At 59.3% G+C, this 11,909-nt stretch carries 11 protein-coding genes; 2 read left to right on the forward strand and 9 right to left on the reverse strand.

The window, feature by feature from the left end:
• Positions 1-5: 5 nt before the first annotated feature.
• From KEM63_RS08095 to KEM63_RS08130, 8 genes are all read right to left on the reverse strand, one after another.
• On the reverse strand, positions 6-1,406 hold the full coding sequence (locus KEM63_RS08095; protein WP_223655753.1) for a glycosyltransferase family 2 protein: 1,401 nt from the start codon (positions 1,404-1,406) through the stop codon (positions 6-8).
• A complete protein-coding gene (locus tag KEM63_RS08100) occupies positions 1,403-2,530 on the reverse strand; it encodes a HEAT repeat domain-containing protein (protein WP_223655755.1) in 1,128 nt (375 codons plus the stop codon). Before KEM63_RS08100 ends, KEM63_RS08095 begins: the two co-directional genes overlap by 4 nt.
• Entirely contained in the window at positions 2,520-3,647 is a 1,128-nt protein-coding gene (locus KEM63_RS08105) for a YaiO family outer membrane beta-barrel protein (protein WP_223655757.1), read from the reverse strand. The genes KEM63_RS08100 and KEM63_RS08105 overlap by 11 nt, the downstream gene beginning before the upstream one ends.
• Positions 3,644-4,033, reverse strand: a complete 390-nt coding sequence (locus tag KEM63_RS08110; RefSeq protein WP_223655760.1) for a response regulator transcription factor — start codon at positions 4,031-4,033, stop codon at positions 3,644-3,646. Before KEM63_RS08110 ends, KEM63_RS08105 begins: the two co-directional genes overlap by 4 nt.
• The gene (locus KEM63_RS08115) at positions 4,030-6,552 is read right to left on the reverse strand and encodes an ATP-binding protein (protein WP_223655762.1); all 2,523 of its coding nucleotides are present in this window, start codon (positions 6,550-6,552) and stop codon (positions 4,030-4,032) included. Before KEM63_RS08115 ends, KEM63_RS08110 begins: the two co-directional genes overlap by 4 nt.
• A 295-nt stretch (positions 6,553-6,847) precedes the next feature.
• Positions 6,848-7,054 (reverse strand): hypothetical protein, encoded by a 207-nt coding sequence (locus KEM63_RS08120; RefSeq protein WP_223655763.1) that lies wholly within the window; start codon positions 7,052-7,054, stop codon positions 6,848-6,850.
• A 112-nt stretch (positions 7,055-7,166) separates the two neighbouring features.
• Positions 7,167-7,811, reverse strand: a complete 645-nt coding sequence (locus KEM63_RS08125) for a LysE family translocator (protein ID WP_223655764.1) — start codon at positions 7,809-7,811, stop codon at positions 7,167-7,169.
• A gap of 15 nt (positions 7,812-7,826) precedes the next feature.
• Positions 7,827-8,582: a YqcI/YcgG family protein gene (locus KEM63_RS08130; RefSeq protein WP_223655765.1), complete on the reverse strand. Its 756-nt coding sequence runs from the start codon at positions 8,580-8,582 to the stop codon at positions 7,827-7,829.
• Positions 8,583-8,705: 123 nt separating this feature from the next.
• Between KEM63_RS08130 and KEM63_RS08135 the strand changes: the two genes are divergently transcribed.
• A complete protein-coding gene (locus KEM63_RS08135) occupies positions 8,706-9,632 on the forward strand; it encodes a LysR family transcriptional regulator (RefSeq protein ID WP_223655766.1) in 927 nt (308 codons plus the stop codon).
• Between the two features lie 62 nt (positions 9,633-9,694).
• On the opposite strand, the gene KEM63_RS08140 is transcribed toward KEM63_RS08135, so the two are convergent.
• The gene (locus tag KEM63_RS08140; protein ID WP_223655767.1) at positions 9,695-10,624 is read right to left on the reverse strand and encodes a LysR family transcriptional regulator; all 930 of its coding nucleotides are present in this window, start codon (positions 10,622-10,624) and stop codon (positions 9,695-9,697) included.
• Between the two features lie 144 nt (positions 10,625-10,768).
• On the opposite strand from KEM63_RS08140, the gene KEM63_RS08145 reads away from it, so the two are divergent.
• Positions 10,769-11,827 carry an SDR family oxidoreductase gene (locus KEM63_RS08145; protein ID WP_223655768.1) on the forward strand — a complete coding sequence of 353 codons (1,059 nt, stop codon included), beginning with the start codon at positions 10,769-10,771 and terminating at the stop codon, positions 11,825-11,827.
• The last annotated feature ends 82 nt before the right edge of the window (positions 11,828-11,909 follow it).

Raw genomic sequence — 11,909 nt, forward strand, 5'->3', positions numbered from 1 at the left:
GATGTCTACTGGCCCCACTTTCCGCTTCGTCGCATGGCGCCCCAATGGTGCTTGCGGCGGGCGAACCATTGGTACATCCCTCTGCATCGCCACAGGGTGTTGAGCTGGCGGTAGCCGAAGTTCTCCAGAATCGCCATCAGGAACAGCCGCATCACGTCGCGGCGGCGGCTGTATACACGGAAAGACATGGTTTCGAGCAGCAGACCGTTCACCGACAACAGTATGCCCATGCCTACGGCCACCAGCAGGAAGATGGCCATGGCAGTATGCGAAATCCAGCCCATAGCCAGCCCGACAAACATGAACAGGTAGCCGCCCAGTTCAATAAGCGGGCCGATCCATTCGAACAGTGCCATGAACGGCCACGCCAGCCACCCCGGCGCTCCCCCTCGTAAACTGAAGCATAGGCGCCAGTGTGCCATGAGGCTCTCCGCCAGGCCGCGCTGCCAGCGACTGCGCTGCCGCCCGAGCGTCCCGAGATCCTCGGGGGCCTCGGTCCAGCAGATCGGATCTGGCAGATATCGGATGCGATAGGGAATGCGATGCTTTCGATGATGGCGATGCAGCCGAACCACCAGTTCCATGTCTTCACCGACGGTGTCGGTCCTGTAACCACCTACGGCAATGACCCGTTCGCGGTCGAACAAGCCGAATGCCCCCGAGATGATCAATACGGCGTTGAGTGGCGACCAGCCCAGCCGGCCAAACAGAAAGGCGCGCAGGTATTCGACAATCTGGAAGCGAGCAATCCAGTTGTCCGGCAGGCCGGCGTTGACCAGAAACCCGCCACGCACGGTTGAGCCATTGGCGATTCGCACCGTACCTCCGGCGGCTACAGTCCGGGTGTCTTCCAGAAACGGTTGCACCACCCGGAGCAGGCTGTCCCGCTGCAGGATCGAGTCCGCATCCACCCCGCAAAACAGCCCGTTGCGAGCCGCATTGATCCCCGCGTTCAAGGCGTCAGCCTTGCCTCCGTTTTCCTTGTCGATGACCTTGAGATTCGGATAGCGACGCGAGCGATAGATACCGATCACCGGTTTGTGCGGTACGGCCTGACGCAGCGGCTCGGGAAAGGCGACCAGATCGAATTCCTCGCGCAGGACCTCCAATGTCCTGTCGCGCGAACCATCGTTGATTACAACGACCTCAAAGTCCGGGTATTGCAGTTGCAGCATCGACCGCACCGAGGTGCGAATGGTCGCCTCCTCGTTGAAAGCGGGCATCAGGACCGAAATGGATGGCTCGCCGCCCAAGTAGGGCGCTGCCTCGCCGATCTCGGCGTGGCGACGGATGTATTGATGGAGGCTCGCCATGGACAGCAGATTAAGCGAGAGATAGATGCCATTGAGTAGCAGGAAGTACGTGATAACGGCGACCTGCCCCCACCAGAGCCAGTCGATCATCATTCGCGACGTTCTGCCAGTACGCGGCGCAGGGCATCCTTGCCATAACGGTCCTCTACCTGCGCGACGAGCTCGGTCAGTCGGGCGTCGGTATACCCGGGAAGTGCCGCCACCGCGTCCGCGGCGGCCTGGCGAACCCACCAGCTGCGGTCACCCAGCATGTCGATGAGTCGTGCTTCATCGTCCCGACCAGCCATATTCTGGAATGCTCGCAAGGCCAGAAGCCTGACGTTGGGATCATCGTGATCGAGATGCTGGAGTACTCTAGGCCGGTCGCGCGGGTCGTTTATCGCCCCCAGGCAGCGCAACGCTACTTCCAGCAATTCGGTGGTGGACGGCTGCTCAAGCTGCGCCCGTGCCCAGGGCCCGGTCAGTCGGGGTTGGGCTAGAATCATCAGGCTCCCCAGCCGCTGACGCTCGGCTTCATCGGCCGCATACATCACCGCAAGCAAAGGCGCAGTCACCGCGTCCGGCCCGGCGCTCTGACACAGCGCCGTCAGGCGTGGCAGCGCCCAGTCCATCCTCTGTCTCGCCATTGGAAGGACTGTTGTCATGGCGCGCGTTGGGTCAATTTCCACCAGGGTGCGGGCCGCGGCGAGCGCTATGACGGCGTTGCGATGCGAGAGCAGAGCGGCGATCAAATCCCAATGTGCGGCAGTGCCGAAGTAGCGCAACGAGGTCAAGGCAATCAAGCGCTTGCGTACGCCGCCGCCGAGCAGCCGGAGTACATGGTCTTCCATGCCGAAGGCAACAAGCGTGGCATTCATTCTGATCCGCGCCGAGCCACGCAATTGCTGCTGCAGGCGGTTCCATTGCAACAGCCACCACAGGCGGTCGCGGGCCTTGAGTGTCGGGGCATCGGTTGGCACAGGGTCGCTGATACTGCATAGCGCAAGATAGGGCCGCCAGGTTTCATTGAACGCCTTGCGGCGTCGCGCCCGCCGGTTGCCCAGATCAGAAAGCACTAGTATCTGCAACATCACTGCAGTGGTAATCAGCGCCAGCGCTACGGCGGAATAGACCGCCAGCCGCAGCGTCGGCTGTTGCGGCAGCCAGGCGCGCCACAGTGCCGCAAGGTCGCTCTGGCATACCCATGCCGGACAGATTACCGCTGGCTCAGAAAACATGCCGCAGTCCGACCTGCAGCCAGCGGCGCGTGTAGATGTCACCCTGCTCGTGGACGCCAATTTCCCAGGATGCGGCCCAACCTCGACTTAACCAGTGCCGCCCCTGGACGCCGACGGCGCGGACGCTGCTGGTAAACAACTGAGCACCTTCAACCGCTTCCTCTTCGCCTGCTGTCAGGCGCAATCCCGCGTAGCTGAGCCCGGAGTAGTAATAGTCCAGCGAGACAGTATGGCCAATGGGCGTACCGGCGTTGGATACGTCGCTGATGTTCATGGTGTAACCGGCGCGCCAGCTGTCCCAGTAACGTTCGGCGGTAAGCCCGAGACGGTCGACGCGGCTGTTGGCGTACTCGGTGCGCCGTACGCTGGCGGCGCCGAGAAATCCGCGGGTCAGGCTTCGCTGCAGACGGAGGTCGGCATACCATTCAGGCAGGAAAAAGGAGGAGAACTGGTAACCGACCTCTGGTTGCACGCTCCAGTGCTCATCAAGAGCCCACACTGCACCGGCTTCGACGCCTTCGTCCGATTCGCCGAAGCGCTGCTCACGCAGCAGCGCGCCGTACCAGGCAACGCCTTCAGCCTGGCTCGAAAAGTAGTCCAGACGCTGTCTTCGCCAGTTGTCGAAACCGTTGTCGAGCCAGTCCTGCCGCACCGACAGCTCAAGCTCGTGCCGCCGGGTAGTGGTCCGCTGGGGCAGGGTTATCCGTTGCGCAGGGGCGCTCAGTGCTGTGCGTGCCTGGCGCAGGGCATCATTGACAGCAGAATAATCCGGGGCCAGCTCCGCCGCACGTTCAAGCGTTTCAGTTGCCGCGTGAACCCGTCCGGCCCAGAGCTGGGCCTGGCCCAGTGCAAGGAGATAATCGGCGTTCTGCGGGGACGCTTCGAGCAGCTGTTCAAGCATGGGGATGGCGGCTGCCGGATCGCCTTGCCAGGCGAGGATACGCGCCAGGAGAAAGCGGGCTGCAGGGTCCTCCGGCTCGGTGCGAAGATGTGCTTCGAGCAGTGAGCGAGCGCCGGTAAGGTCGCCGGCCTCCACCCGATCTTGCGCCTGTGGTACATCGGCTGTGGCAGCCGGAGCGAGCACGCAACAGAGCAAAACAATGCAGCGTATTCTCAACGTGGCCTCCGTATCAGGCGTTTAATGCGGGCCAGCAGTTCCTCCGGCTGGAAGGGCTTGGTGACGTAATCGTCCGCGCCGAGCTCCAGTGCCTTGACGATGTCGGCCTCCCGGGCTTTGGCCGTAAGCATCAGCACGGGCAGGCTTTCCCATCCCGGTGTGCCGCGCAGGCGCTGCACGATCTCGATGCCATCGTGGTAAGGGAGCATGATATCGAGCAGTACCAGTTCCGGAGGCGTCGAATTGGCGATGTAGTCCAGCGCCTGACGTCCATCGGCAGCGTGATCGACCGTGTATTGCTGCCGCTCAAGCATGAAGCGGACGAGAAAGGCAATGTCTTCCTCGTCCTCAACGACCAGAATGCGAGGTGTATCCGATGTGCTCATGGGACCTCCTGGTGATCGGATGTGGCCGTTCTTGCAGGCCAGTTGTGCAACAGTTGCTGAATAAGCTCGGCGAGTTCGGCGCTCTCATGACGCGACTTGACCAGTCGCTTGAGCACCAGCTGGCCTTCGGCAACCGGTGAATCCAGCGCCGAGAAGATGATGACCGGAGTAGGGGGGCTGGCCATGGCCAACTCGCCTATCAACTCCGAGCCATCGCCGTCGGGCAGCATCAGGTCAAGAATGGCCAGGTCGTGATGCCTGCGCCCCAGCGCCACGCGCGCTTCGGCCAGGCTGCCCACACCGACTACGTTGACGTCCAGCGGAGCCAGAAGATTGGCGAGAAGGGTGCGCAGGTCGGCATCGTCTTCCACATGCAGCACGGCTGGGCGCTCCCCGGCAGGGCGAAGGATGGCCTTTACCACATCCAGCACACGCATCGGGTCAATGGGCTTGTTCAGCCAGTCCATGACGCCCACTGCACTGCCACGCATCAGCTCATTGCGCTCGTTGGTGCCATCAAGAGGCTCGAGACTGACGACCAGAATCGGCAGGTGGCGGAATGCGCGCTGCTCGCGAAGTGTCTGCAGGAACGCTATGCAGTCTTCATCACGCAGCGTAGGACTCAGTGTCAAGGCATGCACCGGCATGTGGGCGAGCATCTGGCGGGCTTCGTCAGCAGATTGCGCCCGCTGCACGCTATAGCCCTGCCGCTCAAGCGTCAGAGCGAGAAATGCGGCCGATCGGTCGTCGGGTTCCAGCATCAGCACCAGCCTTGCCGGGGCTGAAGACGTTTCCGGGGGAACGGCCGCGGAGACCGGGTGTTCAGGAGGGGCGCAGGGGAGGCGTACGTAGAAGCGCGAGCCCTGGCCCTTCTCCGATTCGAACCCTACCTGGCCATGCATCTGTTCTACCAATGAACGCGTGATTGCCAGACCCAGACCGGTACCGCCCAGCTGGCGAACGCTTGATGAGTCTGCCTGAGCAAAACGCTCGAAGATGCGGTCGCGGAAATCGTCGGGCACTCCGGCGCCGCGATCGATGACACTGACTTCGATGGTCGAACCGGAAACGTCCACATCGATGGTCACCAGACCGCCCCGGGGCGAATGCTTGATAGCGTTGGACAAGAGGTTCGCCATGATCTGGGCGAACCGGTCAGCGTCCAGCAACACATGGCCAGGATCGGTGCGGGGTGCATTCAGCTGCAGGGTGACATCGAATTCGCGTGCGTAGGGAAGGTTGGTCGCAAGCGATTGTTCCACCAGTGGTAACAGCGGCTGCGATACGATATTGAAAACCACCCGACCCGAGGCGAGTTTTTCGATATCCAGGATATCGTTGATCAACCGCACGAGCCGCTCGCTGTTCTTGTAGGCGATGTCGAGAAGCGGCTTCTGCTGCGTATCGACCGGACCGAGCATGCCCCCGACAAGCATGCCGAGCGCACCACGGATCGCGGTAAGCGGCGTTCTCAGCTCATGGCTGACCGTAGAGATGAACTCATTCTTCATCTTCTCCATTTCCCGTCGTACCGAGATGTCGACGGCCACCGTCAGAACCAGCCGCTGTCCCGCGGTCTGCTCCAGAACGCGCTTGTATATCTGCAAGCAGATGTGCCGGCCGTTGACAGCAATGTCCAGTTCGCCGATGCGCATGTCATGTTCGCCATCGAGCACTATCGCATCGTCGTCAAACAAGCGCGACATCGCCTGGGCGTTCGGCAGCTCTGCCAGTGGTCGGCCCTGAAGATCGACAGCCCGGCTGCGGCACAGCCCGGCAAAGGCCTCATTGCATAAAAGCAGGCGTCGTCTGGTGTCAGCCACGAAGATGTAGTTGTCGTCCGCGTCTATTACGCTGCGCAGAAACGCGCGCTGATCGGCAACACGCCTCTGGCTGAGGGTGACCAACCAGATGGCCCAGCAGAACAGGGCGGCTGCGAAGAGACCGCCGATCCAGGCTATCCACCGTGCATGCCGCAGACGGTTGTCGACCGCCGTGTTCTGCGCCGCAAGCATGGCCCGCTCGGCCTCTTCGAGTTCGTTGAACAGGGTGCGCAGTTCGATCATCGTCTGCCGTCCCCCGGCATTGAGCAGCCGGTCGGCTGCACTCACCAGACCGGTCTCCAGACGCGCTTCGATGTTGGCATCGGAAATGGCCAGCCGACGGGCGATGAGTCGGTCGAGATCGTTCAGCCAGCCCGGTCGAGGTGTGCCGGACGCACTGAGCAACTCGCCGAGTTGGGCTCTCTGTTCTGCAAGCTGCGCCTGAGCCGCAAGATGAGGTTCGAGATAACTTTCAACGCCGGTGAGGACATACCCACGCTCGCCGGTCTCGATGTCCTGCAGCAGAGAGAACATGCGCTGGGTTGCGGTGATCAGCTCGAGACTGTGCTGCACGGCCTCGTTGGCATCCAGCAGCGAACGCTGGGTCCGGGTGCCCTGCCAGGCGAGCAGGACGAGAACTATGAACGCGAGGAAAAACGCGATGAGATGCAGGCCAATTTTCGATGGAACGCGCAAACCCGGAGGCTCCTTGGGCAGAATGGGACGATGCTGTATGCAGGTCCCATTGCGCATAGTGTAGATGCTTGGGCGGCGAAACCAGAACCTTTGCTGGATATTCACGCCGAACTGGGTGCCGGAGCCGGGGGGATGCCGCTTGGCAGTCCAGCGGTGACAGCTCATCGGCGTAAAGGGCCAACCCCGCTTGTCGAGGCGTGCGACCCTCGGGTTGATGCACCTAGGGGGTAGGCACAGGCAAGACGCTAATGACCTGTCTCGCCCCGCAATAGTCCGCTGGCGGGGGGCTACGGCTCTAGCCGTAACCGGTGTCCCGGTAATGAACCTTGATTCCGTGAGCCGCAAGCTCGCCCATGTATGCAGCCGTGCGCCGGTAAAAGTCGCCTGGATCGGGATTGGCGCTCAAGCCAGCGCCTTTGACTGTCGACCAGTGCCATTCCCCCGGGCGGCGCTGAAACAAGGTCCAGCTACTTTGCTCATCCCGTTCCACCTTCAGTTCCATGCACCTTGCCTCACTCTGTATCAGTGGTCGCGGAGTAGGGGGGTGGCTTACTCCAACCGTGGTCATCGCAGGTTCTTCAAAATACGTCGCGCGATGCCTGCGGGTATCTTCGTTACCAGTTCGATATGGCATACAGAAGACCCAGAATTGAAATGACGAGCAGTGCGATGCTGGACATGATGGAGATCGACCTCTGATACCGTCTGGCGATGCGGTGCTGCATGAAGAATATGTACGTAGTGAGGATTGCCAGATCAATCAATATCCATAGAACGGTCAGGAGCGTAACGCTTCCGCTGAAGGTGCCGGTTATCGATATGAACTGGGGGAAGAAGGCGACAAAAAATATGATGTCCTTGGGATTTGAAATCGCTACTGCGAAGCCTTTTGCCAGGCAACTGAACGATGCGCCGTTCTTTTTTCTATCGGATAGGAGGTCGGTATCGGCTTTGGTGTCGGCTTCGCCCGTCAGACTGAGCGATCTCAACGAGTCTATCGCCACATAGGCTATAAATAGACATCCCAGAACGCTCAGCAACGATATCAATTCTCTGCTTATTGACATCGCACCGCTAAGTATCAATACCGCTGCGGCTATCAGTACGAGAGAAGCCCAGTTGGTGCCAAGCGCCGTGAATACTGCTTGCTTTGCACCCTGCCTGACGCTGGTATTGATGACCAGTGCTACGACGGGCCCCGGTGTCGCAACCAGCAGCATGACTGACACGACATAAGCCGCCAAAATAGAAGTTTCCATTTACAGGTCCTTGTTTTAATTGGATCGAATCTTGAGAGGGCACGCTGATGCGTACAGACCGCCGGGTTCTTCCAGCTGGTACTGTCGCCATTCCAGGCTTTCGGCGTCGCCATAGAAGCCCAGCGAGTGCGGGAAAAATCCCTTGTTGAACTGCCTGACTCGGCTTCTAATCTTGTCCCGTATCTTCAAGCCGCTAACGGTGTCCGCCCCGGCAACATGATCGAAATTTTCTCTGGGGTTCACAACGAAGGTCACCAGATTGCCCAGATTTCGACTGCGCATTTGAGAGTGGCTGGGACAACTTATGTTTATAAACAGCTGAACGCCCTGAAAGCAGAAGGTGAACTGTGGAGAGTCGGGCGATACTGCGACGCCGCTCGGCCATGTGAAGGCATCGTGGTCGTGCAGTTTCTGAATGGCGCGCCAGGAGAAGTCATGCTCGGCCTTGAGGTCATCCTTGGAACTGTTCTCAAAGAAAATAACCAGGGGCGAGTACAACCTGTTCTTTAGTTCGGTATTTTTTACAAAACTTAGGTACTGCGTCGCGCCTTCGATCAGATCCTCTTCAAGGCAGGCTTCCCTGACAAAGAGGTATTTGATCGAGTTTTGTTTGAGCGCCTTTTTTGCAAACAAGCAGGGAAACTCCGCTTCATCCAGAATGGACTTGAATGCTTCCATAGCCTCCAGCATCCAGTTTCCGCGCTTGTTTCTCGCTTTCATCGGGCATTGATTGTTTCGATACAGACCCACCTGTCCAGCATCAATGAGCATGACTTTCTTCCGTGGTGTTGATAGCTTTTTGCCTGCGACGCCATATTCAGCCCAGGGAGCAGGATTGAAAAACGTATAAAGCGAAGGGATACTATGAGTCTAAGTCATCATGAGGGGCTCTAGATGTCCGCAAGCCTACCGCCGCTGTACGCCTTGAGAGCGTTTGAAGTTGCGGCCCGCACCGGCTCGTTTACGCGGGCGGGTGAGGATCTGTCCTTGACACAGGGAGCTGTGAGTCGGCACATCAAGAATCTTGAGTCAGTGCTGGGGTGCAAGCTGTTCGAACGAAAAGGGCCCAAGGTGCAACTGACAGAGCAGGGCAGGCTTCTATCGCAGGAGTTGAGCGAGGGATTCAGGACGATCGAAAACGCCTGCTATCTGTTCAAGGACATCCGCACACGCGTCCGCCTCAAGGCGCCCACATCTCTTACCGTACGGTGGCTTCTGAACTGCCTCAGAGACTACAAGAAGGACAATCCATCTGAAGATGTGCACATGAACAGCGTCTGGATGGATGTCGATACCGTCGACTTTTACGCTGAGCCATACGACTGCGCGATCCTGTTGGGAAATGGGCATTTCGGGAAGAATCTTGGAATGATCAAGCTGCTCGACGAATGGCTGATCCCCATATGTTCGCCCGGGCTGAGCAGGAACATCGATTCGGAACAGGACTTGATCAATGCGACGATAATTCATCCATCTCCGGACAGACGCGATTGGAAGCGATGGTCGGCCAGACTCAACGTGAACGGGGCCTTCAATTCACGCGGTGGCCTGGTGTTCGATACTCTTGATCAAGGTGTACTGGCCGCTATCCAGGGGCATGGGGTGTCGATCGGAGATCTGAGTATGGTCGCGGCCGAGGTGCAGAGCGGCGTTCTGGAGTTGCCCTGCAAGAAAGCAGTCAGTACCGGCGACGGTTACTACCTGATATGGCCCAAGGGAAGTCCCAAGGAAGCGTATATCAATCGGTTGGGGCGTTTCCTGAAGGACAATGTCCCTGATATCGAGATACCGGGCGTCTCGTTTCTGAGCATGACCCCATAGGGACAGGCTCGTCTCGGTCGCCACAGTGGGCGCCAATCTATATGTGCTGCGCTAGCCTTTAACTACAAACTATCCTGCCAGCGATCCCAGGGAGGAATAGGCGACACCGTCTCGAACAGGTATTCCATAAACGCCTGAACCTTGCGGGTGCTGAGCCGACGTTCCCGCGTCATCACATACAGCTCGCGGCGGCCGGGCATGACTTCGCATCGCCATGGCTGGAGCACTTCCAGCAGAGTGCCCCTTGCCAGTTCCCCGGCGACCAGCCATGTCGGAAACAGGATCAGCCCCTGGCCGAGTACCGCCGCTCTCAACAAACTGTCCGCGTCGTTGCTGGCGAGACGGCCGTTCACCTCAAAAGCGACCTCCGCCGCACCACCCTGCTGGAAATACCAGCGCTGGCGGCCAAATTCTCCCTCATAGATCAGACAATCGTGCTCCAGGAGCGCCTCCGGTGTCTCGGGTCTTCCTCGTGTTGCCAGATAGCCGGGTGACGCAGCCACAACATAATTCATCGGCGCGAGCCGTCGTGCCACCAGCGACGAGTCGGATAAATTACCCACCCGGAAGGTAACGTCATGACCTTCGCGCACCGGATCGACAACACGGTCGTTCAAAAACAGTTCGGCCTTGATGCCGGGATAACGCAGCTGAAAGTCACAAAGCAAAGGCACGATCTGGTGCTGACCGAACGCGGCCGGAGCGTTGATGCGCAATACACCGCTGGGCTCGGCCTGTGGTTGATCTAGCGCTTCGGTCGCCATATCGAGACGTTCCAGAATGTCCCGCACTTCTTCGTAATACCGCCTGCCTGCCTCCGTCAAGGTAACTGCGCGCGTGTGTCTGTAGAGGAGCGGCTGGCCGACCGATTCCTCCAGTGCGCGAATCTGACGCGAGATTGACGACACCGCACGATGGAAGTGGTGCGCGGCAGCTGTAAAGCTTCCGGTAGCAGCGACACGCTCGAATACAGCCAAGGCATTAAGGTCCATCAGATCAGGTCTCCTTATGATTGCGTTTGGCGCAATAAAGATTTGCGAAGCTTTCGATTGTAGCAACAGGTTCTCTCAACCAGACTGCATTCATCGATCTGGCGTGAAGCCGGGTTTTCGTACACTTCAAGAAAGGGCTCGATCATGCGTAAAGGTACAGCGCTTGTCGTGGGCGCCACCGGAATCACGGGTGGGAATCTGGCTGCTTTTCTGGTTGCCAGCGGGTGGACCGTCTATGGTCTGTCACGCCGGGCCGCGGATCAGAGCGGGGTTATCCCCGTGACAGTCGACCTGCTGGACAAGCAGGCCGCCAAGCAGGCGCTAACGGGTTTGCCGATAACCCACGTGTTCTATTGCACCTGGGTTCGACGCGAGAACGAGAAAGCCAACGTCGCGGCGAACAGGGAAATGATGAACAACCTGTTCGAGGCGATGGATAGCGCCACTGTGCAGCATGCCTCGCTGGTGACCGGTACTAAACAATATCTCGGTTCGTTTGAGGCCTACGGTAGCGGACGTATCGAGACCCCGTTCAGGGAGTCTGAGCCACGGGTACCCGGTGATAACTTCTACTACGCGCAGGAAGACGTGCTGTTCGAGGCCGCCAAGCGCTACAACTTTGCCTGGAACGTGCACCGCCCGCATACGGTGATCGGATACGCCCGTGGCAATGTCATGAACATGGGCACGACACTGGCGGTTTATGCATCGATCTGCAAAGCGAATGGCCAGCCGTTCGTGTTCCCTGGCTCGCAGACGCAGTGGAATGCGCTCACCGATATGACCGATGCACTGGTACTTGCGCGTCAGATGGAGTGGGCGGCAACTGCCCCGGGCGCAGCGAATCAGGCTTTCAATACAGTGAATGGAGACGTTTTCCGCTGGCGTCGCATGTGGCGCGAGATCGGCGAGTATTTCGACCTTGAGGTGGCAGACTGCCCCGAGACGCCGCAGCCGCTTGAGCAGCGTATGGCGGACGCAGGGCCGGTGTGGCGTGAGATAGCGCAAACGCACAGTTTGGTGGAGGCGGACGTCGAACGATTGGCTTCCTGGTGGCATACCGACGCCGACCTGGGTCGTGAGCAGGAATGTGTGAACGACACCACCAAGTCTCGTGATTTCGGCTTCGACTATTTCCGCGAGACCCGCAGTGCGTTCTTCGACCTGTTCGATCGCCTGCGAGCTGAGAAGATCATCCCCTGAGCCAGCAAGAATGCGCGACGAGCCAGAGCAGCATTAACGCTCTGCCAGACTGATCGAGCATCCTGCGGATCGTCGGGTGTTC

The organism is Halopseudomonas nanhaiensis, assembly GCF_020025155.1.
Lineage (GTDB): Bacteria > Pseudomonadota > Gammaproteobacteria > Pseudomonadales > Pseudomonadaceae > Halopseudomonas > Halopseudomonas nanhaiensis.